This window comes from Paraburkholderia sp. GAS334, from assembly GCF_050436625.1.
Taxonomy (GTDB): Bacteria; Pseudomonadota; Gammaproteobacteria; order Burkholderiales; family Burkholderiaceae; genus Paraburkholderia.
The window spans coordinates 273291-294436 of sequence record NZ_JBNDMO010000004.1 but is presented as its reverse complement, the minus strand read 5'-3'; the positions used below and the strand labels follow the sequence as shown (position 1 = coordinate 294436).

The following is a 21146-nucleotide window of genomic DNA, read 5'->3' as shown; positions in this document are numbered from 1 at the left end:
ACCGGATCGGAAGGCCTCGACGGATAACTGCCATGCGTGTTACCCGCAATTTACCCGCAAAGCAGGCGGATTCCTCTGGTTGGAACCGGACAGATTGCCATGCACCGGACGCGCAACCGGAGCAAATGCGTAAAGTCTCAACCATTCGCTGTAACCCCGTACGAGAAAGCCTCCTGAGCGTTCTATGTATTGCTGGCGGGACGTTTCATAGACTTCCCGGAGTGCAAACCACGGGACATGAGGCAAGTCGTGGTGGACTAGATGGTAGTTGTTGTTCAGAAAGAGGATCCGCCAGAAGAAAGCGGCCTCGTTGACGACCGATCGATGTTGATCGGGGCCAGCAGTGCGATGCTCATGAAACGAGCGTACACACGCGACTGAGAGTGCCGCATAGCCAGTGACAACAATAAAAAGCCATGCGGGCAGACCGCACGCTCTGTCCAGCCAGTACGTCAATCCAGCGAGCGCAACGAAATGCGCGAGCCACACGGGTACATCGCGCCAGTCGCCGCCCGCGATCCTGCGAACCGCGTCGTTCGTGGTCGCGACAATTGAAAACGCGGGCCCTAGCAGCAGGCGTCCCGCGAACGTGTTGCGCACGGTCAGCAGTGCACGCATGACTGACCCACTGCGCTGCCACATCTGATGTGTCACAAAGTAGCTTTCCGGGTCGAACGAAGGATGCGTCAGATGCGGATCGTTGTGATGCTGAAGATGCAGGTCGTGATAGATGCGATACGGAAACCACACCGCAAGCGGTGCGAATCCGAGCAGACTGTTTACAACGCGCGAACGCGTTGGATGGCCGTGCAGCAGCTCGTGCTGCAGTGACATGTACCACGCGCTGAGGAGCGCAAGAAGAGCCGTGCCGACCGGCAAACCGAGCATACGCGCATGCATCGCGACGCCGAACCATGACCCATAAATCGTCGCGATCAACACCCATGTCGGCCATTCCGTGCGCCACGTCAACGTGGTGGTCAGGTGGGCCAGCGTACGGCGCTGGGTGTCGTCGAGATACGTGGCCATAGGCTGGTTCGCACCGTTTTCGTCAGGCTGCTGATATCGCGCGACGTCTCCCAGACGGCACGCACACTGGAGCCGATCGTAAAGGCTTCCACTTCCTGACAGAACCAATTTCTCGCGGAAAGCATGTGCGTAAAAGCGGAAAAGCACGTTTCAACAGATCGGGATGGGGACGATTGCATATCGGCCGCATGCCGTGCCGCTAGCTCTTTCGTGCAAGCCTGCACGCGTGATCCATCAGCGGCTCCGCTGAGCCGCTGCCATTGTCGAGATCGAGGCTGCTGTTGACAATCAACCAGCCATCGCTCGCAGCAGACGGCCCCGCGCCGGTCACGAGGATCGTTTGCGAGGCCATCACAGCGTCTTTCGGGAGACCGCGCGCGACAACCCTGAACGGATCGTCGGCCGCTGCGAGCGAAGTAACGCGCATGATCCGGTAACGATTTCCGTCGATCACCTCCCACCGCCATTTGCCGGGCGTGTCGCTATGATGCCGCGCTAACGCGTCGATCACATCGTTGCGCATGCAATCGATATGGATATGCAGCTGAGATTGCGAGCGGCGATACGTGGAGTTGATTTCGAGCCCGAGCTGTTCGTCGCGGAGTGGCTGTTTGACGGCCTTTTCCACGTAGGTGCGTGCTTCCCATGCATCCGACCAGTAGGGCGGCGCGTCCTTGTCGAGAATCTGCGGACTTTCAATGCCCGAGACGCGATCGGTCGGGATCAACAGGTACTGCGATGTACCGTTGATGTCTTTCAGAATCGCGTAGCGCCCCTGCAGATCGACGCGCGTGCAGAAGCCCGGCGTGCCGGACGATTGCATCGACATCACGCATTGCCCGTCGACGATGCGCCACAGCGCGTTCGAATCGGCGGCTGCGAGTGTCGCGCAGCCGGTGCTGGTTGCGGCAAAGGCGATGCTGATGAAGGCCCAGAGAGCGAGGCGCATGGGGCGTCCGTTCCGTTCGGTGATTTATGGTTGCGGTGTAGCGTGCTGCTCGTAAAGCGCTCGCACGTACACCAGATGCTGCTCGGCCGCGCTGCGCGCTTTTTGCGCGTCGCGTGCCCTGATTGCGTCGTAGATGGCCTGATGCTGGTCGAGCAGCTGCTGTTCCATTGCGTCGTCGTAATCGATGAGCCGGTGCGACTGGCGCATCGATTCGCGGATTAGCGCATGAATGCCGTGCATTACATGCGCCAGTGCGACGTTGTGTGTCGAGTCGGCGATCGCAAGATGAAACGCGGCATCCAGATCGGCAAGGTGTGTGCGGTCGGATGAAAGCGCGCAGGCCTTCAACGCTTCGAAGGCCGTGCCAATCGCTTCGAGATCGTCAGGTGTTGCGCGCTCGGTGGCGTAGACGGTAGCGATCGATTCAAGACCTTGCCGTAACTCAAGAATGTCGGAACGGGTACGCGCGTTCTGCAACAGGAGTTCAGCGAGCGGCTTCGAAATGACCGCGGCCGTCATGTCGGCGACCACAAAGCCACCACGCCCTGTCATCGCGATGTAGCCGTCGGCTTCCAGCCGGATCAGCGCTTCGCGCAGCGAAGGGCGCGATACGCCGAGCTGTGTCGCGAGGTCGCGTTCGGCGGGCAGGCGGTCGCCCGGTCGCAGTGCGCCGTCCGAGATCAATGCCTTGATCTGGTCCGACACGACGTCGGAGAGGCGCTTGCGGGTGAACGTCGGAATCGGGCGAAATTGCATGGCGTCGGCGGGCGTGGCGATAGGCGACGACGTGGCCCGATATACGTCGTTGACGCGAGGCAGGGCCGCCGTCGCCGGAACGCAGCGATTATAGCGTCCGCGCAGGCATGCCCCGCGATGCGCCGTAATGTGTGCGTCAGGCCGCTAGAGCACGGGTGCAGGCAACGGCTCCAGTACCTGCTCGAACGCAATGCCGATTGCCAGCAGCCGTCGGTCGCTGCCAGTCGGTCCGTCGAGTTCGATGCCGACGGGGCGTCCGTCCTTCGTCAGTCCAGCGGGCACCGAGAGGCCCGGAATGCCTGCGTTGCTCGCCGGATCGGTATTGCGAAGGAACGCGGACATTTCATCGAGCGGTTCGCCACCATTGATCGTCACCGATGACGAGCCGTTCACTTCGTCGAGCGGCACGGCGGCGAGCGGTGTGGTGGGAAACAGCAGTGCGTCGATCCGATGCGTGCTGAACGTGGCGTCATATAGCTCCTGAAGCTGCGGCCGCCACGTGTTCATGGCCGCTTCGTACTGGCTGGCGAACACATCGGCGATGATCGCGTCGTACGCGCTGCGCACGTCCGGGCACGCGATGCGCACCGCGATGTCCACCACGGTTTTTACGGGCGCATCGTTGGCGACGAGCCAGGCGGGTACATCGTCGACGGGTTCGTGCAGTGCCACCGGCGAGCTGACCTTGTCGTTAAGCGTTATCAGGTCGGGCATGTCGACGTCGACGAAAATCACGCCGGCTGCTTCGAGGCGCGCCAAGGCATCGCGGGCAACGCGTGCCAGCGCGTGTTCCAGGTCTTCCCAAAGCTGCGCAGGCAGGCCGATGCGCAGGCCCGCAAGCGAAACTGCTGGCAACGCGGTGTCGCCCGTAATGACGCCATCGAGCAGCGCGATATCGGCAACGGTGCGTGCCATTGGACCGACCGTGTCGCGCGTGCGGCTGATCGGCACGACGGCGTTCGTGTCGTGATAGCGGCGCGCGGCACCGCCATTGCCCACCGACGGACGAAAGCCCGCGGTACCGGTCAGCGCGGCGGGAATGCGCGTCGAGCCGCCGGTGTCGGTGCCGAGTCCGGCGGGCGCGATGCGCGCCGCAATCGCCGCAGCCGTCCCACCCGACGACCCGCCGGGAATCAGCGATGGATCGTACGGATTGCGCACCGGCCCGGCGTGCGGCGCCAGATTCGTGCTGGTGATGCCGAACGCGAGTTCATGCATGTTGGCCTTGCCGAGCACGATTGCGCCTGCATCGAGCAGCCGTTGAACAGATGGCGCGTTGGTCTTCGGAATGAAATTTTCGAGCGCAGGCGTGCCGGCCGAAGTCTGCAAACCAACGGTGTTGATGTTGTCCTTCACGACGACCGGCAGGCCGGCGAGCGGCAGGCGGGCTTTTTCAGCGGTCGATAGCGCATCGATACGCCTTGCAGCGTCGAGTGCGCCTTCCATGTTCAGGGCGGTGAGCGCATTCAACGTCGAGAGCGCTGCCGCCCGGGCCAGCAGCGTCGCGACATAATCGGTGGCGAGAAGGCGCCCTTGCTGGATCGCGGCGACGGCTTCAGTGGCCGTCAGCGCAAGTTGTTCATCGACCGTCCATGTCATGCTGTCTCCCGTGTTGCGGCGGCATTTGCTAGATGCAGCGGCCGCCCTTCGCCGCTACTTCAGAAACCGCAGCGCGAGGCGCGCGAGTCGTGGCACGACGGCCGGCCGCACAAGTCGCGCGTCGTAGCCGCTCATTCGCCGTTCGTTTTCGGCGAGGCACAGTTCGACGAGCTCGCGCGTCGTTAGCGCTTTGCCGACCGAGCCACCGTTTGACGCCAGGAAATTCGCATCTTGCGCGACGCCGTTCGCATCGATGCCCCTCGCAATCGCCACGCGCTCCCATACGAGCTTGAACCAGATTGCCCCGACGCGCAGCGAATGCCATGGCCGACGCCACCACGGCATGGTGCGCCGGTACCACGTGACCCAGTTCACGAAGAAGAGGATATGCCGCGCTTCTTCCTGGATCACGGGTTCGAACGTCTCGACGAGCGCTTCGGGGAAATAGCCGGATTGCTGCGCCGAGCGGAACAGGCCAAAGGCGAAGAAGCTGTCGATGCACTCGCTGTAGCCGGTGAGCATCCATGCCCATTCGGCGTCGCGCGGCGAGGGGTATTCGGGCTCAGGCGCGAGCTCGATGCCGTAGGCCGCGACCAGTTTCGAGAGCACGATCTTGTGGCGGGCTTCTTCGGCGGCGTCCATTTCTATCGTTTCACGCAGCAGCGGGTCGCTTAACTGCGCGGCGTAGGTGGCGACGCGGATCGCCGCGTGGCCTTCGGTCTGCACGGCGATGTCCCAGATGGGCAGCGAGGTGAGGCGGTGTAGTGCATCGGGCGGAAGCGGCGGCCAGTCGAGAACGGCGGGCCGGTAGGGATTGTGTGTCTCAAGCAGCATGCGGCAGAACATCTGCTCGTGAGCATCGGAGCCGATCTTGACGCGCGCCGGGTCAGGAAAGGTCCAGTGGCGCAGGGCGCGATCTTCGGGAGCATGTGTCAGGGTATCGGACATGGCAGCGAGAACGGTCAGCGGACATGTCGCTTATTCTGTCACAACCCCGAAAAAACGGCGTCGAAGTGGGCAACTCCGACAGTCCGGACGCCGCGGCGGCCTTTATCTGTGGCTGTCGATCCACAGGCGTCCCCAGCGGAACGCGTAGGCCAGCGCGTGTTCTTCGTCGAAAAAGTAGTCGAGCGCGTCGAACGAGTACGGGTGGCTCCGGGGTGCGGTGGTCTTCTCGATGGTCAGATTGGCGGCGAAGAGGCCGTTAGGAAGTTGCTGTGCTGCCGGCGCAACTGCGTAGCCTTTATAGTGAATGAGTCTCTTCATGGTCGTGCCGGTGATCGTGCCCGCTTGCGTTTGCAGTTCACGCGAAGTGCGACGATCGATCAATGAGCGGGCAGAGACAAGCGTAGGCCGTGCCGTGTATCGAGTGAACCAATCTTTCGTCGCAAGCAAATCAGGGGTGGCCCTGGGCGGTCATCGGTGATCCGGATGTGGCGGTGTCGTATGCGCTTATTCACACTATCCGGCGCGTACACGCTTCCGTATGTTGCATGGCATACGCATTGCGTGAGCGGCCAGGCGGGATGTGTGCGATGGCACACGCTGAAGGCAGGCCCGCCGCGCGACGGATGCCGGCGGCGGGTGACGGGTATCGGGTGACGGGCGATGCCGGGAACGCCGGCCCGGCAGGTAAGCGCGCATGACGCGCGCCGTTCAGCTGGCGAGCGACAGGATTTTTGCCGCGCGAGGAGGTTGCGGGGCAACGCTCTCACGTTCTGCCGGGCGATGCGCGCCGAATGCCAGGGCGAATCCGGCGGCCTGGCGGCCAACGGTGGCGAGCTGCTCGACAACCTTCGGATCGGAACAGGTATCGACAGTTTCGAAGCGCGTTTCGAGCGTGTTGATGCCGGCGCCGAACGGCGTCGGCCAGCCGCGCAGCGCATGGACGATCGAGCGCAACGACGTCAGCACCGAACCGGCGGCCTGCCATCCATAGGCGGTGACGATGCAGCCGACCGCGCGGCCGTCCAGATACGGGCGCTCATCGGCGCGCAGTTCTTCGAGGGTATCCAGTGCGTTCTTGACGAGGCCGGAAACGCCGCCGTGATAGCCAGGCGTCGCGACGATGACGGCGTCGGCGTCGCGCACGGCTTCGATCAGCTGGAGCTGTTCATCGGTCCGCGACGCGCTTTCCGGCGCGTAATGCGGCAGGCTGTGCAGGAACGTGCCACCGAACAGGTGCGTGCGCGCGCCCGCGCTTTCAGCGCCGCGCAGTGCGAAGCCGAGCGCGCGCTCGGTCGACGATGCGGCGCGCGTCGTACCGCCGATTCCGACGACGAGCGGCCGGCGAGTGTGATCGAAACTGGTCAACGCAATACTCCTTCCGTAGCGGCCGGAGGCGCCGCACGGCGGGGTGCGCGTGCAGGGCCGGACGACCCGACTGATCTGCCATGTTAGTGATCAGGCGCGCCGCTGCGAACGTGTTTTTTGTTCTAAGGATATACGTGGACGAGGGTTGCCTGTCCCGACCGGCTGTGTGCCCGGCCGTCGAAAGTTGCGCGCGTGCCTTGCGATATGGATATGCGAAACCGTTCGTTGGCGGACCTGCCGGGCGACGGTACGATGAATCCGTCTCCTCTACGACACCTCCTTTGACATGGGACTCGCCCCGACACCGGTTTCGATGTCGGGGCATTTTTTTACCCGGGTTAGTGTTTTGCGATTCCTCTGCCTGTTATTCGCGGCAATGAAGGGACGACGCATGCGTGTCTGGATGCAGAAGCCGTGGGTTCAACTACACTCTACGACGCAGCGAATTCCGGGAGCCGTGTCTGCGCGCCTGTGATGATCTGCATGAACCCGTCACGGAGCACGTAGAGACAGATGAACAATGCACTGGATTCCAGCGAGCAGGACCAGGTCGTCCTGCTGGACGACGTTCCCAGACCCGATGCCGGCGCCGGCGCGCCGCTGGTGCTGGCCAATGAAAGGCTGGTTGCGATTGTCTATCGCATCGCTAAAGCCGACTTCGAACGCTTCGGCCCGTTCAGCGACGATGATCCATTCTGCGTGGTCGCATTTTCGGCGGCGGCGTTTCACCAGTTTGGGCCGCCGCGTAACGCCGATCTGCCTGCTCACTTCCTCGCTTCAAGAGGCCTGCGCGGATACTCCGCGCATGAGGTCATGCATTCGTCGTTGATTGCGGATTCGTGGGGGCGTGACTTCTCGCTAGAGGGCGGTCTGCGACACTTCGTGCTGACGTTCGGCGAATCGACACTCGAATGCGTCGCGGGCGACTACACGGTGGCAGGCATTTACGGAAACGGGGATATCGCAGGACGCGAGGCTTTTTCGCTTTGCCAGTGACCGTCGTATTCAGCATGCTCATGCTCACGGCCGGCCGCTAGCGCGTCATCAGCGGGCTATTGCTGTAGCGATACGCGACTCGGTCCACAGAATTTCTGACCCTTCCGGCGCGCATACAGATGCGACGTGCGGTGATCGGGTTATCCCGCGTTGACCGGCAAACAGCCGGCTACTTACAATCTGTTTGTTCAAAAATAGAATTCTTGTTCTTTAGGCGAACATCTGAAGAGCAAATCGACCGTGCCTTATTTATCAGGTGCGCAACCCGGGCGAACGGCATGACGCGCGCCGTGCAGTACCAGCAGTTCAAATTCCCGGAGTACTACCCGGTGCCCAGGCCTGCGGGCCGCTACGCATTGCAGGCGTGCCAGCGCACCAAAAAGGCAACGAGCCTGGCACGGCGGGTGTCAGGCACATCATCAACGCCACGGCGACCATCGGCGACGGCTTCCAGAGCGCGTCTTCGTCCTCGCGTAGCCAGTTTGCTGCAGGCGCAGGTATTGTTCACCGGTTCTGACCGGATGAAATCGTAATGCGGACGGCGCGATAGCGCCGTCCGCCGTCAGGAGGTGAGACGTGAACCGAAACACTGCCGTCAACGTGCAGACGTTTATCAATGAGCAGCCCTTTTCCGGGTTTCAATGGCTCATCTTTTTCATGTGCTTTATCATCGTTCTGCTCGACGGGTTTGACACCGCGGCGATCGGCTTCATTGCGCCTTCGCTGATTACGGAGTGGAACATCAGCAAACCAGCGCTTGCGCCGGTGTTGAGCGCTGCGCTATTCGGCCTTGCGTGCGGAGCGCTCGTGTCGGGTCCGCTCTCCGACCGGCTCGGCCGGCGACTGATGTTGCTGGGGGCTGTCATGCTCTTCGGTGTTGCGTGTCTTGGTTCGGCTTTTTCCACAGACATCCAGCAACTGACTGTCCTGCGGTTCGTGACCGGGATCGGCCTTGGTGCCGCGATGCCCAACGCAGTCACGATGATGGGCGAGTTCTGTCCGGACCGCCGGCGCGCGACGGTGATCAACCTGATGTTTTGCGGTTTCCCGCTCGGCGCGGCGTTCGGCGGCTTTCTCGCAGCGTGGCTGATTCCGCAATTTGGGTGGCGCAGCGTGCTGTTGCTGGGTGGTGCGACGCCTTTGGTGCTCTCTGTGATCTTGCTCCTCAAGCTGCCGGAATCGGTGCGCTACATGGTCGCGAAGAATCATCCGGTCGAAAGAATCCGCGCAGTGCTTGGCCGCCTTTCAAGCGCTGCGGAGCAGGCAGGGTCTTTTGTGATGACTGAGCAGGCACCGCAGGTGGAGGGTAAAACCGGCGCTGCACTCGTGCTGTCCAGGTCGTACATCGTAGGCACGGTGATGCTGTGGCTCGCCTACTTCATGGGTCTCGTGATCTTCTACGCTTCGATCAACTGGATGCCGATCCTGTTGAAGGAAGCCGGCCTCAACCCGCAGCGCGCGACGCTGATCTCTGCGCTCTTCCCGCTAGGCGGCGTTGGTGCAGTGTTGTGTGGCGTCCTGATGGATCGCTTCAACGCCAATCGAATTATTGCCGTGTGCTATGCACTCACCGCTGTTAGCGTTTATTGCATCGGGCAGGCAGTCGGCAACGTCGGTGTGCTGGTGCTCACGGTGTTTGTGGCAGGCGTGTTGATGAATACCGCGCAATCGTCCTTGCCCGCGCTGGCCGCTGCTTTTTATCCGACACAGGGGCGTGGCACCGGGGTGGCATGGATGCTTGGCATCGGACGCTTTGGCGGCATCGCGGGTTCATTCCTTGTCGCGGAACTGACGCGCCGGCATTTCACGTTTGCGGGGATATTCGCATGTGTCGCGCTGGCGGGCGTGATCTCCTGCGTCGCCTTGCTGATCAAGCAGGCGTCGCGCCCGGAGTCACGCGTGTCGGCGCCGCTGGAGACGGGGTCGCTGGGGCATTGAGCGGTACGCAGGAGGGCGACGTTGTGGATGTGTCGTTACGACGCGACCTCGGCGGGCGCTGGAATGCGCCCGGCGGTGAGCATGAGGCCCTCCACCATTCGTGCTTCGGCCCTTGCAATGCTCTCCAGCGACGCAGCCGCTAACTGATCTGCGAAGATTTCCAGCGCAAGGCATAACCACGCGTATTCAGTATCGCCCATCAACCAGACGCCATTTTCGCGTTCGGCAGCGTCGATTCGCGTCATGGAAGCGTGCGCTGCCTGTATGTCCGCAATTTCGTCTTTCTGGTATCCGAGGCGGCACAGCGCCTCGGATACCAGCAACTGCCGACCCAAAGTCGAGAACAGGTCGCGCGATCCATGACCTCGCCGGAATGCGTCCAGTGCTGCGTAGCACTGCAGCAGCATGGCCTGAGTGACCGGCTCATGGGTGGCGCGACTAAAAGTCAGCGCTCGCAGCAGCGGTGACATTGCCGGCTGGGCGTCGTGTTTGCGGTTTCGCGATTTACCAGGCATGGTGGTTTGAACCTCTTTCCGTAACTTTGGGTCCCGCAAGCGGTGCGCTGATGGCGGAACAGGCGACCCTTGACGTGAGTCGATGAACCCATCATGACGGGCAACAATTAAGGCAGCCTTAAAAGGCGGGATGCGCACACCCTCGCTGCGGCGAGAAGTGGCTGAATGGGGACGGGGCGTGGTGTTTTGCTGCGGATGCACTCATTCGCGGTTGCGGTCGCGGCCTTGACCTGAGTCACAACCACGATCAGCGTGGCACCGCATTGCACGGTGCCAGATTCTTACGGGCGCCGGCCAGGCGGCCATCGAGGCCGCTGCCGGGAGAATGTTCGATCTAGCGCACGAGAGACGGGCGTTTGTTATCGAACTTCCAGTTTGGAATCAGGAATTGCATGGCGACGCCGTCGTCACGGGAGCCCAGGCCGTGTTGTTGATACAGCGCATGCGCCTTCTCGAGTTCATCCAGATCGAGTTCTACGCCAAGGCCTGCCTTCTCCGGCACCTTCACCTTACCGCCGACAATCTGCAGCGGATCGCGCGTGAGGCGTTGCCCGTCCTGCCAGATCCAGTGGGTATCGATGGCAGTAATCTTGCCGGGCGCGGCAGCCGCAACCTGCGTGAACATCGCGAGCGAAATGTCGAAGTGGTTGTTTGAATGCGAGCCCCACGTCAGACCCCACTCGTTGCACATCTGTGCGACGCGTACCGAGCCTTGCATGGTCCAGAAGTGCGGGTCGGCGAGCGGGATGTCCACGGATTGCAGCTGGATAGCGTGACCCATCTGACGCCAGTCGGTGGCAATCATGTTCGTAGCGGTCGGCAAGCCAGTCGCGCGGCGGAATTCGGCCATCACTTCGCGACCCGAGTAGCCATTTTCCGCGCCGCAAGGGTCTTCCGCATAGGCGAGTACGTCGTGCCTGTCACGGCAAAGACGGACTGCTTCCGCAAGCGACCAGGCGCCATTCGGGTCGAGCGTCACGCGCGCCTTGGGGAATCGTTCGGCCAAAGCTGTCACCGCTTCGATCTCGGCGTCGCCGGGAAGCACGCCGCCTTTCAGCTTGAAGTCATTAAAGCCGTAGCGCGCTTGAGCCGCTTCAGCCAGACGCACAACCGCCTCGGGCGTCATGGCTTCTTCGGTGCGAACGCGTTCCCAGTCGTCGCGGCCTTCGGCTCCGCTTGCATAGGGCAGGTCGGTCTTTTTCCGGTCGCCGATGTAGAACAGGTAACCGAGCATTTCGACTTCGTCGCGCTGCTGGCCTTCGCCAAGGAGTGCGGCAACAGGCACGCCCAGATGTTGCCCGAGCAGATCGAGCAGCGCGGCTTCGAGCGCGGTTACCGCGTGAATGGTCGTGCGCAGGTCGAATGTCTGCAGGCCGCGTCCGCCGGCATCGCGGTCAGCGAACTGGGTGCGCGCCTTGTTGAGCACGGCCTGAAGATTGCCGATTGACTGACCCATAACCAGCGGCCTTGCGTCATCGATGGTCTTGCGAATGCTCTCGCCGCCGGGGACTTCGCCGACGCCGGTATTGCCGGCGCTATCCCGCAGGATGACGACGTTGCGGGTGAAGAACGGACCGTGTGCGCCGCTCAGATTCATCAACATGCTGTCGCGACCGGCGACCGGAACGACGCGCAATTCGGTGACCGTCGGCGTGGCGTTCGATTGGGATGTATGGGTGGACATGAGAGTAGGACCAGGTAAGTTTAGAAATCGACCGGCGGGAGTGTTCCGGGCGATCAATGCGCTTTGCTATGTACGGGTTGCGCGAGCACGTCATGGTTCACACGACGATTGCGGGCAAGGAAGACCGCGGCCGCTGCAATTAATGATGCCACCGCGAGCCCATACAGACCTCCGGAAATCGAGCCGGTGTGCTGTTGCAGGTAGCCGAACGTAGCCGGCGCGAAGAAGCCGCCCAGATTCCCGATCGAATTGATGAGCGCGATCACGCCGGCCGCGACCCGCGCGTCCAGATAACCCTGGGGGATAGGCCAGAACAGCGACGCCGCAGCCTTGAAGCCGATTGCCGAAAAGCAGATTGCAACAAACGAGAACACGGCATTACCAGACGTCGACGCAAACAGTCCGCACGCGGCGATAACCAGCGCTGTGGCGACCCATGCCTGCTGAAAGCGCCATTTCGCGGAAAGAACGGCAAAGCAATACATCGCGACGATCGCGATAAGCCACGGGACAGCGTTGTACATACCGACCTGGAAGTCTGTCAGGCCGCCCATCTTGCGAATAATCGTCGGCAGCCAGAAGGTTGCCGCGTAAATCGTCAGCTGGATCGCGAAGTAGAGGAAGCAGAAAAGAAGGATTTGCGGGTCCTTTAACAGCTTCATCGTCGGCAGATGCGCGCCACCGAGTGCTTCGCGTTCTGCCTGTTCAGCGGCGATGGATGATTCGAGAATCACCTGCTCCTCTGCCGTCAGCCACGAAGCATCACGAATCCGTGATTTCAGCAGTACCCAGCTGAAGCCGCACAGGACGATCGAAAATCCGCCTTCAATCAGAAACATCCACTGCCAGCCGTGCAGGCCGAGCCCGCGGATGGAGAGAAGTCCCCCCGAGATCGGGCCGGACAGAACGGACGCGAGTGCTGAGCCGCCCAGGAACACGGCGATGGCCTTACCGCGCTCTTTCTGCGGCAACCATTGCGTGAAGTAGAAAACGACGCCGGGGAAGAAGCCTGCTTCGGCCACCCCGAGCAGGAAGCGGAGCACATAAAACGACGTGTCATTCCAGACGAAGGCCATGGCTGCCGCCACGAGACCCCAGGTCCCCATGATGCGGGTGAGCCACGCGCGAGCGCCGTACCGCTGCATCAGAACGTTCGATGGCACTTCGAACAGCGCATATCCGATGAAGAACAAACCGCTGCCGAGCCCATATGCGGCGGCGCCGATGCCCAGATCCGTCTGCATGTGCGAGTTGACGAAGCCAATGTTCACGCGGTCGATGTAGTTCGCGATGAACATAACAAGGAAGAGCGGAAGAATGTGCCGCTTGACCTTGGAGACCGCTGATTCGAGCGGGTCGGTCGCGGTGGCGAGTGCAGATATCAAGGTTGTCTCCAGTATCGGCCGGTGCGTCGGCCCAATCGAACCGAACGCGGTAGCGGATGAACATCCGCCGCGAAATACGTCATAGGTTGTCTGATGACAGTCTACTTTTTCGATATCAGCTTTCCAATTGGGTGTTTACCCTGTAGCCAGACACCTTTACACATATGGAATTGTCGCGAATACACTGTGTAGCTGGAGTTTGAAATGCCGATAAGCTAGGACGTCCGACAACATGAATTGTAGCTGACGCTAACACCTGGCGCTATGATGATGGTCGAGACGTCAGATGACGTCGTCGTTCCGCGCGCAACGTGCGCATGTCCAACTGACGAGCCAGCAAACCGCAACATGAGCAGCCTGACTGACAAGGTGGTGGCCACCCTCACGGACGAAATCCGGCGCGGAGCCCTGAGGCCCGGCGACAGGATTCCGACAGAGGTGGAAATGATGAAGCAGCTCTCTGTGAGCCGCTCCGTTGTTCGCGAGGCGATTTCGCGGCTGCAGGCGGCGAAGGTTGTCGAGACTCGCCACGGTATCGGCACCTTCGTTCTTGAGCCGGGAAAGGAAGAGCCGATGCACATCGCCACGGCCGACCTTTCGAGCATGCTCGACGTGATGGCCATCATCGAGTTCCGCATTGACGTCGAGGCAGCGTCGGCCGCTCTGGCAGCAGCCAGGCGCACCGGGCAGCATCTCAAGCAGATTCGTAGCGCGCTGGAGCGTTTCGAGTCTGAACTTGAGCGGGGAAGCACCGACGTGCTGGCGCACGACATCGAATTCCACCTGCAGATCGCGCGGGCATGCGGGAATCGCTATTTCTTCGACGTGCTCAGCCAACTGGGCCGCGCGGTCAGTCCGCGAACGCGGCTAGGATCCGCGGAGATCGCAGAGCTTGACCATATCGAGCACCTGCGGAACGTGCTCGCTGAGCACCAGCTGATTTACCGGGCAATCGAGCGTCAGGACGCGGACGACGCGCGTGCCGCGATGCGGATGCATCTGAGTAACAGCCGCGAACGTCTCCGGCGGGCACACGCAGTGAGTGCCGCAACCGTTTAAGGCATTGCGCCGGAAACGATCTGGAAGAATTGCGAGGGCAGCTGATTCAGAGTGCCGATTCGCATCCCGTCGAACATGGCGTAAGCTGTCCGCTTGACCGGTTGGTGGCGTCGGCGGCTCATCTGCGAACCGGGTTGGTCAACCCGCGTTCGCGCCTTTCATAGGGAAGAAAGCGATGCGGACGATGAAAGCAGTGCAGGTGACGCAGGCTGGCGGTCCTCTGGAACTCGTCGAACGGGATGTGCCGGAGCCAGGCGTTGGACATGTGTTGATCAAGATTCAGGCCTGTGGCATCTGTCACAGCGATGTGCTGACGAAAGACGGTCTGTGGCCGGGGCTGCAATATCCTCGGGTGCCCGGGCACGAAATCGCAGGCCTCATCGATACGGTCGGTCCGGGCGTCGAGGGATGGCAGGCAGGGCAGCGGGTCGGCGTCGGCTGGCACGGAGGACATTGCGGAAGGTGCGAGCGTTGCCGTCAGGGCGACTTCGTTCTATGTCAGCGTGCGCTTGTGCCCGGCATCAGCTACGACGGCGGCTATGCCGAGTTCATGGTGGCGCCCGTCGAAGCGCTGGCGCGTATTCCGGATGATCTATCCGATGTCGATGCAGCACCGCTGCTGTGTGCAGGCATTACGACATTCAACGCATTGCGCAACAGCGGCGCGCGTGCAGGCGACGTGGTCGCGATTCTCGGCATCGGCGGCCTCGGCCATCTTGGCGTGCAGTTCGCGAAGAAAATGGGATTCGTCACGGTGGCAATCGCTCGAGGCGAGGACAAGGCAAGTCTTGCGAAACAACTCGGCGCGCATCATTACATCGACAGCAATGCGGGGAACGTGGCGCAAGCGTTGCAGGCACTGGGCGGCGCTCGCGTTATCCTCGCGACCGTCACAAGCGGAAAGGCGATGAGCGCCGCAGCAGGCGGTCTGGGACTGAACGGCAAGCTGATCTTGATTGGACTGTCGGAGGAACCCGTTGAAGTCCCGATCGCGCAGTTCATCATGGGGCGAAATTCGGTGCAGGGCTGGCCATCGGGTACATCGGCCGATTCGCAGGACACGCTTGCCTTCAGCGCGCTAACCGGCATCAAACCCATGATCGAAGAATTTCCACTGACGAAGGCGGCGGACGCCTACGACCGCATGATGAGCGGCGCGGCGCGTTTCAGGGTGGTGCTCAACACCGGACATTAGATAATCCGCGAGATTGCTCACGCGTTATACGTGGTGCCGTCGGTGCGAAGCGGTTTTACTGCTCGCGCAGAAAATTCGGCCGTACGCTATCAGGTGGTATTCAATGCGCAGATCTGGCACGAGACCGGAATGTGACGCTGGAGAAAGGAGACATGAGGTGCGAAATCAATCAACCGAATGGTCAAGCAGCGACGTCCCGCCCGGTGACCGCACTGACGCCTGGCAGTCAGTGCTTAGTACCAGCTACCGCGAGTGGCAAGTCCCACATCGCCTTCCTGCTACGTTCTACGCCCACGTCAAACAACATGACTTCGCCGGAGCCGGGATTGTCGAGACGGTGTGCGACCCGTGCACAGGGCAGCGCACGCGTGGCCAGGTCCGCCACGATGACGAGCTCTACGTTGGCGTGCAGCTCACGACGGGAGGGCGGGAACGCTTTAGGATTGGCGATTGTGGCGTTGAAGTTACATCCGGTGATGTCGTCGTCTGGACAACGGGCCAGGCAGTGGAATTTGAGGTTCTTGAGCGCCTGCACAAGGTAACACTCATGATTCCGTGGTCAGTGATGCGGGAACGGCTGCCGGAGCGAAAGCAACCCCCGACCGGTGGAAAAATCGAAAGCCGTACAGGCGTCGGCTCGCTGCTGGCGGTACACCTGCTGGCTCTTTCGAATGAAATCGCAACACTCGACGAGAGCGTTAAAGGTTCTGTCAGCAGGTCCACGCTCGAACTGCTAGGCATCGCGCTATCGGGACAGCAACCGTCAGCGACGTTCGACGCAAGTGCGGCCATGCTGAGGCGCGTGCAAGACTACATCCTGCAGCATCTGCATGAAGACGACCTTGGCCCAGGCCGCATCGCGGACGCAAATCACATTTCGCTGCGATACCTGCATATGCTGTTTCAGCGCAGCGACATGACTGTTTCAGAGTGGGTGATGGATAGGCGTTTGCACGCCTGCAAACAGGCACTGACGGACCCTGCATACAACCGGCAGAGAATATCCGAGATTGCGTTTCGTTGGGGCTTCAATTCGACAAGCCATTTTTGCCGCGCATTCAAGGAGAAGTACGGCGCCTCTCCGGGCGACGTACGCAGGACAACAGGCGTTGGTCCCCTGGACGAATTGGCGTGAGACAAAGCGGTTGGTTTTGAATCCCGACGGATCGACTCGCACGGTGAAGCGAATGAGATGAAACCGTTCGACGTCCACGCCGCTCTAGACGTAGTGTCCCGAACGCTCCAGGACCTCAATCTTGTAGCCGTCTGGGTCCTGGATAAAGAAGAACCGTGCGAGCATTTCTTCTCCGCGCTTGAACTCCTTCACGGACGTCGGATTGATGCCGAGTCCGGTCATCCGCGCGTGCTCGCTTTCCAGCCCTGCAACTGCCACGGCGATATGCCCGTAGCCGTCACCGTGCGTGTATGCCGGTTCGCGACCCTTGTTCCACGTCAGTTCAATTTCGAAATCGTTCTCTTCGTTGCGAAGATAGACAAGAGAGAAGTCCGGGAAATCCAGCTGGTGGCTTATCGACAGGCCGAGAGCGTCCTTGTAGAACTGCAAGGATCGCTCAAGGTCGTGAACCCGCACCATCGAATGAATGATTTTGGCCAACTATTTCCTCGATGCGTAGACCACGACGCGGTCACATGGCCGCGTCGGGCTGAGCCGGTTAAACCGGGGAGCGGCAGAGCGTTTCACCGTCGTCAATGCGGATGAGGCCGCCATGAATGTAACTTGATTTGCTCTTCCGTTTAGTCGATGAGTCAGGCCGAGAACGATGTAAACGTTTGAACCGCAATCTTTCCGTCTTTAATGAACAGTGTGTCCGTCGCGAGCGTGACCCATGGCTTCGCCTCCCACGCGAGGTATGCGATCTCGCCCGCCGTACTGAGGCTGGTGATTTTGAACGCCGGCCAGAAGGCGGGGTCGGCGCCGTCCAGGAAGGCTTTGAAGAAACCGGTTATCTCGTCCCGGCCACGAAAGGTCCTGTCGGGTGTGATGAGAGTGGAGTTGTCGTCATAGTCCTTGAGAATCTCATCGAGACCGTTGGCAAACGCGCCGAGATGATGGTCGAGAACCTGTCTCGTTGCTCCCTGTGCCTGTTCAGATGAATATGACATGTCGAGTTTCCATGAAGAATCAACTGGGGAACCGGCAATGCTGGCCATTGCCGGCGCATGACGAGGTCGCGGGTATGGTCAGCCTGCGTATGCGCGCTGCGCCTCGTCCCACGTCACAACCACAATAGGCGTACCGTCTTCCTTGATGAATGACAGCGGACCAAGAAAGGTCATGTAAAACTCGCTATCGACGGGGAAGTAGGTCTTGTCGTGACGGGCATTTGCGGACTCGTAGCCATATGCCGGCGCAACAACCGTGTCGCCGCCCTGTTCACGGCCACCACGGACATCCATTCGACCCTTCGTCAGCAGGTATTCACCCGGCCCGACGTGAAAGTGCGCATTGAAGGACGAGCCTGCGGGGCAGTCGAAAATCGCGGTCCATGCGCCCATTTCCGGAGACGCATGGAGCATCTTCCAGCGGATACCTCCTTTCGAAAGCGCGTCGGGAAACGCCTTCCACGGAATATCATTGATTTGCACTGCTTCTTCGCGAACCTTCGGCTTGATTTCCATCGTCGTCTCCTGATTTTCGCCGAACCGCTGTCGAGTCCGGCAAGGTTTGGGCGTGTGATTCAACGATATGTCAGGGGGCGGGTCGACGATTGCACGCTAGTGCACGTCGAGTTGCCTGCCAGCGCAGTGTAGATTCGCCAACTGCTTAATACGCTTTAAATACCTGGCCGGTGCCCCGTCTAACCAGGTGACGCCGCGACCCTGACACCCCCTTATCGAATGATCTTAATGTCATGCCCGTGGTCATGTTTTCCGACGAAAACGACATACGTAATCATTTCCGTCGTGCGATGCATCGGGTGCAAGTAGCCTGAGCATTGTGAAGACCGGTTATCCGAGGCAGTGCAGCGCTCTTTGGTCGCGACGTGGACGGTAACTCCACGTTACCAATCTCTTAGGTCCGTTTCACCTGTAAATGCGTGCAGTCCCTAGACTTCAGTCACTGGCAGTTAACGCTGAGTTTGCGTGGCCATTGACCCGATTTCGATCGGGAGATGTCAAATCGGCGCAATGGCGGGCATTGTCGCGGGTCGACGCCGCAGTCACTCCAGTCAACCCCTGGCACACGTCGGAGCCGACAGCGCCTCAACTTGCGGGAGAACACCATGCAGAAAAGCCCTGGCCTCCAGGTGACCGCACAACTGGGCGACGCGGAGATGTGCGCAGAGTACTGCGAGCAAACCGGCCGTCTTCGCATTTCCCAGGAGGGAGTGCTCTTACGTGAATGGTTTCCACCGAACTCATGGATTGCCATCGCGTCGGTCGCTGGTGCCCGCAATTGGGGAACACGTCCAGACCCGGACGAACTGCGCGCCTTCCTTGAAAGTCAGATGTCGTTGCTGCGCATTGTCTAAGTGCGGGTTGTCAGGCGTTCGGGCCAATGGGAACTGCGATGCTCTGCTTCAAGGATATCCATGGTCGCTACTTATCGCGAGCCTTGGCCCGAGTTCATCATATTGTCCGCTGGTAGCATTCCCGGCAACGCCTCTACAAAGAAATCTGTTTGCAACGCCGCTCCAGCCTGCATGTCGTACTGTGCAAAGTCCCGCACGCCTGCTGCCAGCAGGACTTCGTCGTCGAGGAAAAAATTTCCCGAACACTCTTTAGCGAGGCGCGTCAGGATAAAGTGGGCCGCGTCGGCGACTATTTCCGGCTTGCGACATGCCGCAATCATGTCCGCGCCGCCAATCTCGTTTCGCACCGCATCAGTTGCGATGGCGGTTCTGGGCCATAGTGAATTGACCGCGACACCGCGGTCCTTGAACTCGCCAGCAAGCGCCAGCGTGAACAGGCTCATCGTGTATTTTGCGATTGCGTATGCGGGAAAATCTTTAAACCACTTCGCGTCGCTGACCAAAGGCGGCGACAGTGTGAGGATGTGCGGGTTCGACGAATCGAGGAGGTGAGGCAGGCAGGCCTGTGCGCATACGAACGTGCCTCTGCCATTGACTCCATGCATCAGGTCATACCGTTTGACCGGTGTGTCAAGTGTGCCAGTCAATCGAATGGCGCTGGCATTGTTCACGAGGATATCGATGCCGCCGAATAACCCGACGGTCTCTGCAACCGCGGCTTTCACGCGTTCCTCGTCGCGAATGTCCACAACAAGCGGGAGCGCCTTGCCGCCAGCAGCTTCAATAGCGGCAGCCGCTGTATAAATCGTACCCTCGAGACGGGGGTCTGGGTCCGCGGTCTTTGCGGCAATCACGATGTTCGCGCCGTCGCGTGCGGCTCTCAGTGCAATCGCGAGTCCGATGCCGCGGCTGCCACCGGACATGAATAGGGTCTTCCCGGCAAGGTCCATGGTCGTCTCCTGATGATTTACTGCAGCATACGCTTCTGTAGCTATTGCGGCGCCGATGGCATTGGAGTCGTGGACGGCAACAAGAAGACTTTACAGGCCAAATATTCGCGAGTGCTCATCGTTCGACAGCTGATGCACTGTGTTGCCTCAACGAGAAATGTATTCCGCTCAGAGTTCGAGGATGGTCGCTGCACACGACCGATAAAGTGCAATGCGAGAGTGCCATATCGTCCGACTCTCAGTCCAGGCCTGTGCAGTGACTCCCAGTCTTAAGCGTTGGTTCCCCTCAACACCAAAATCCGTCCTGCAACAGTGTTTTGCGAAGTCGGCCAATGTGGCATCGAGGTAAGCTTAAACGCGGCTCAAACCCATGCGGGATGGACGCTTGACGCCTGCCGCGCCGGTCGCGGATTCATTGTTCGCCATGTTCGCTTCACTGAAGGTCACTGCGATTTGCCTCTAAGATGGCGACTTCGCTATCTGACGGAAAAATTGCAGTGACACTCGATGAAATCCGCAAGAATGCCTTCGCAATGCCTGTGCACAACCCGGCCTACCCACGTCCGCCATTTCGGTTCCTCAACCGCGAATACTTCATCGTTTCGTACGAGACCGACATGGACGCGGTTCGCGCAGTCGTGCCGGAGCCCCTGACGGTCGACAATGGTCTTGTTCACTACGAGTTCATCCGTATGCCAGATTCATCCGGATTTGGCGACTACACAGAGAGTGGTCAGGTCATATCGGTCCTGGACGAAGCCGGCCAGAAAGGCAGCTATACGCACGCGATGTATCTCGACGACGAAGGTCCAATTGCTGGCGGTCGAGAGATTTGGGGTTTCCCGAAAAAACTCGCTTCACCCCGCTTATCTGTTGACGGAAAAGATACGTTGCTCGGCACACTCGACTATGGGACGCAACGGGTCGCTGCTGGCACCATGGGCTACAAGTACCGCCCGCTCGATATCGAATCTGAACGCAAGAAACTCGCGGACACACCCAATTACCTGTTGAAGGTCATCCCACATGTGGATGGCTCACCGCGGATTTGTGAACTCGTACGGTTCTACCTGCGCGACGTTTCTGTGCTCGGTGCATGGGAAGGCCCCGCTGCGCTCGAGCTGCACGCACATGCGTTGGCGCCGGTCGCTGACCTCCCTGTCAAAAGGGTAGTGGGCGCCAGACACGTCATTGCAAATCTCACCCTCGATGTGGGCGAAGTCGCTTACGACTACCTCGCCCCGGCGGAAGCACTGAAGCTTGCCGTGAACCAGTAATCTAGCA

At 60.5% G+C, this 21146-nt stretch carries 21 protein-coding genes; 7 read left to right on the top strand and 14 right to left on the bottom strand.

Translation table 11 applies throughout. From position 1 onward, the window contains the following. Window positions 1–39 precede the first annotated feature (39 nt). The 7 genes from P3T21_RS10295 to P3T21_RS10265 form a co-directional block, all read right to left on the bottom strand. Window positions 40–1029: a fatty acid desaturase gene (locus P3T21_RS10295; RefSeq protein ID WP_429255825.1), complete on the bottom strand. Its 990-nt coding sequence runs from the start codon at window positions 1027–1029 to the stop codon at window positions 40–42. Window positions 1030–1228: 199 nt separating this feature from the next. Continuing rightward, entirely contained in the window at window positions 1229–1978 is a 750-nt protein-coding gene (locus tag P3T21_RS10290) for a CDP-diacylglycerol diphosphatase (RefSeq protein ID WP_429255824.1), read from the bottom strand. Between the two features lie 24 nt (window positions 1979–2002). Further along, entirely contained in the window at window positions 2003–2734 is a 732-nt protein-coding gene (locus P3T21_RS10285) for a FadR/GntR family transcriptional regulator (protein ID WP_429255823.1), read from the bottom strand. 144 nt (window positions 2735–2878) lie between these two features. Further along, entirely contained in the window at window positions 2879–4333 is a 1455-nt protein-coding gene (gene iaaH, locus P3T21_RS10280; protein WP_429255822.1) for an indoleacetamide hydrolase, read from the bottom strand. A 54-nt stretch (window positions 4334–4387) separates the two neighbouring features. Next, window positions 4388–5281, bottom strand: coding sequence for a ferritin-like domain-containing protein (locus P3T21_RS10275; RefSeq protein ID WP_429255821.1), 894 nt, complete (start codon window positions 5279–5281; stop codon window positions 4388–4390). 102 nt (window positions 5282–5383) lie between these two features. Continuing rightward, window positions 5384–5599: a transcriptional regulator gene (locus tag P3T21_RS10270; protein WP_429255820.1), complete on the bottom strand. Its 216-nt coding sequence runs from the start codon at window positions 5597–5599 to the stop codon at window positions 5384–5386. A gap of 390 nt (window positions 5600–5989) precedes the next feature. Then, entirely contained in the window at window positions 5990–6646 is a 657-nt protein-coding gene (locus P3T21_RS10265; protein ID WP_429255819.1) for an NADPH-dependent FMN reductase, read from the bottom strand. A 513-nt stretch (window positions 6647–7159) separates the two neighbouring features. Between P3T21_RS10265 and P3T21_RS10260 the strand changes: the two genes are divergently transcribed. Beyond that, window positions 7160–7642 carry a hypothetical protein gene (locus P3T21_RS10260; RefSeq protein ID WP_429255818.1) on the top strand — a complete coding sequence of 161 codons (483 nt, stop codon included), beginning with the start codon at window positions 7160–7162 and terminating at the stop codon, window positions 7640–7642. A gap of 576 nt (window positions 7643–8218) precedes the next feature. Then, complete coding sequence (locus P3T21_RS10255; RefSeq protein WP_429255817.1) at window positions 8219–9580, top strand: MFS transporter; 1362 nt, start codon at window positions 8219–8221, stop codon at window positions 9578–9580. A 35-nt stretch (window positions 9581–9615) separates the two neighbouring features. On the opposite strand, the gene P3T21_RS10250 is transcribed toward P3T21_RS10255, so the two are convergent. The 3 genes from P3T21_RS10250 to P3T21_RS10240 all read right to left on the bottom strand — a co-directional run bounded on the left by P3T21_RS10250 (window position 9616) and on the right by P3T21_RS10240 (window position 13164). Then, the gene (locus tag P3T21_RS10250) at window positions 9616–10095 is read right to left on the bottom strand and encodes a hypothetical protein (protein ID WP_429255934.1); all 480 of its coding nucleotides are present in this window, start codon (window positions 10093–10095) and stop codon (window positions 9616–9618) included. Window positions 10096–10429: 334 nt separating this feature from the next. Beyond that, window positions 10430–11779: a glucarate dehydratase gene (gudD, locus tag P3T21_RS10245; RefSeq protein WP_429255816.1), complete on the bottom strand. Its 1350-nt coding sequence runs from the start codon at window positions 11777–11779 to the stop codon at window positions 10430–10432. A 53-nt stretch (window positions 11780–11832) separates the two neighbouring features. Next, entirely contained in the window at window positions 11833–13164 is a 1332-nt protein-coding gene (locus P3T21_RS10240) for an MFS transporter (protein ID WP_429255815.1), read from the bottom strand. 348 nt (window positions 13165–13512) lie between these two features. On the opposite strand from P3T21_RS10240, the gene P3T21_RS10235 reads away from it, so the two are divergent. From P3T21_RS10235 to P3T21_RS10225, 3 genes are all read left to right on the top strand, one after another. Next, window positions 13513–14223: a FadR/GntR family transcriptional regulator gene (locus tag P3T21_RS10235; protein WP_429255814.1), complete on the top strand. Its 711-nt coding sequence runs from the start codon at window positions 13513–13515 to the stop codon at window positions 14221–14223. Window positions 14224–14398: 175 nt separating this feature from the next. Further along, window positions 14399–15418 carry an alcohol dehydrogenase gene (locus P3T21_RS10230; protein WP_429255813.1) on the top strand — a complete coding sequence of 340 codons (1020 nt, stop codon included), beginning with the start codon at window positions 14399–14401 and terminating at the stop codon, window positions 15416–15418. A 157-nt stretch (window positions 15419–15575) separates the two neighbouring features. Next, on the top strand, window positions 15576–16553 hold the full coding sequence (locus P3T21_RS10225) for a helix-turn-helix domain-containing protein (protein WP_429255812.1): 978 nt from the start codon (window positions 15576–15578) through the stop codon (window positions 16551–16553). A gap of 84 nt (window positions 16554–16637) precedes the next feature. On the opposite strand, the gene P3T21_RS10220 is transcribed toward P3T21_RS10225, so the two are convergent. The 3 genes from P3T21_RS10220 to P3T21_RS10210 form a co-directional block, all read right to left on the bottom strand. Continuing rightward, entirely contained in the window at window positions 16638–17033 is a 396-nt protein-coding gene (locus tag P3T21_RS10220; RefSeq protein WP_429255811.1) for a VOC family protein, read from the bottom strand. 152 nt (window positions 17034–17185) lie between these two features. Next, window positions 17186–17590, bottom strand: a complete 405-nt coding sequence (locus tag P3T21_RS10215; RefSeq protein WP_429255810.1) for a nuclear transport factor 2 family protein — start codon at window positions 17588–17590, stop codon at window positions 17186–17188. A 30-nt stretch (window positions 17591–17620) separates the two neighbouring features. Then, entirely contained in the window at window positions 17621–18058 is a 438-nt protein-coding gene (locus tag P3T21_RS10210) for a cupin domain-containing protein (RefSeq protein ID WP_429255809.1), read from the bottom strand. 605 nt (window positions 18059–18663) lie between these two features. Between P3T21_RS10210 and P3T21_RS10205 the strand changes: the two genes are divergently transcribed. After that, entirely contained in the window at window positions 18664–18912 is a 249-nt protein-coding gene (locus P3T21_RS10205) for a hypothetical protein (protein WP_429255808.1), read from the top strand. 71 nt (window positions 18913–18983) lie between these two features. On the opposite strand, the gene P3T21_RS10200 is transcribed toward P3T21_RS10205, so the two are convergent. Next, entirely contained in the window at window positions 18984–19862 is an 879-nt protein-coding gene (locus P3T21_RS10200; protein ID WP_429255807.1) for an SDR family oxidoreductase, read from the bottom strand. 497 nt (window positions 19863–20359) lie between these two features. Between P3T21_RS10200 and P3T21_RS10195 the strand changes: the two genes are divergently transcribed. Continuing rightward, window positions 20360–21139, top strand: coding sequence for an acetoacetate decarboxylase (locus P3T21_RS10195; protein ID WP_429255806.1), 780 nt, complete (start codon window positions 20360–20362; stop codon window positions 21137–21139). Window positions 21140–21146 lie beyond the last annotated feature (7 nt).

What these genes read in the sequence shown, in the direction of transcription:
- P3T21_RS10295 (WP_429255825.1), bottom strand. Translation starts at nt 1,029, where the DNA reads ATGGCCACGTATCTCGACGACACCCAGCGCCGTACGCTGGCCCACCTG.
- P3T21_RS10290 (WP_429255824.1), bottom strand. Translation starts at nt 1,978, where the DNA reads ATGCGCCTCGCTCTCTGGGCCTTCATCAGCATCGCCTTTGCCGCAACC.
- P3T21_RS10285 (WP_429255823.1), bottom strand. Translation starts at nt 2,734, where the DNA reads ATGCAATTTCGCCCGATTCCGACGTTCACCCGCAAGCGCCTCTCCGAC.
- iaaH (WP_429255822.1), bottom strand. Translation starts at nt 4,333, where the DNA reads ATGACATGGACGGTCGATGAACAACTTGCGCTGACGGCCACTGAAGCC.
- P3T21_RS10275 (WP_429255821.1), bottom strand. Translation starts at nt 5,281, where the DNA reads ATGTCCGATACCCTGACACATGCTCCCGAAGATCGCGCCCTGCGCCAC.
- P3T21_RS10270 (WP_429255820.1), bottom strand. Translation starts at nt 5,599, where the DNA reads ATGAAGAGACTCATTCACTATAAAGGCTACGCAGTTGCGCCGGCAGCA.
- P3T21_RS10260 (WP_429255818.1), top strand. Translation starts at nt 7,160, where the DNA reads ATGAACAATGCACTGGATTCCAGCGAGCAGGACCAGGTCGTCCTGCTG.
- P3T21_RS10250 (WP_429255934.1), bottom strand. Translation starts at nt 10,095, where the DNA reads ATGCCTGGTAAATCGCGAAACCGCAAACACGACGCCCAGCCGGCAATG.
- gudD (WP_429255816.1), bottom strand. Translation starts at nt 11,779, where the DNA reads ATGTCCACCCATACATCCCAATCGAACGCCACGCCGACGGTCACCGAA.
- P3T21_RS10235 (WP_429255814.1), top strand. Translation starts at nt 13,513, where the DNA reads ATGAGCAGCCTGACTGACAAGGTGGTGGCCACCCTCACGGACGAAATC.
- P3T21_RS10230 (WP_429255813.1), top strand. Translation starts at nt 14,399, where the DNA reads ATGCGGACGATGAAAGCAGTGCAGGTGACGCAGGCTGGCGGTCCTCTG.
- P3T21_RS10215 (WP_429255810.1), bottom strand. Translation starts at nt 17,590, where the DNA reads ATGGCCAGCATTGCCGGTTCCCCAGTTGATTCTTCATGGAAACTCGAC.
- P3T21_RS10210 (WP_429255809.1), bottom strand. Translation starts at nt 18,058, where the DNA reads ATGGAAATCAAGCCGAAGGTTCGCGAAGAAGCAGTGCAAATCAATGAT.
- P3T21_RS10205 (WP_429255808.1), top strand. Translation starts at nt 18,664, where the DNA reads ATGCAGAAAAGCCCTGGCCTCCAGGTGACCGCACAACTGGGCGACGCG.
- P3T21_RS10200 (WP_429255807.1), bottom strand. Translation starts at nt 19,862, where the DNA reads ATGGACCTTGCCGGGAAGACCCTATTCATGTCCGGTGGCAGCCGCGGC.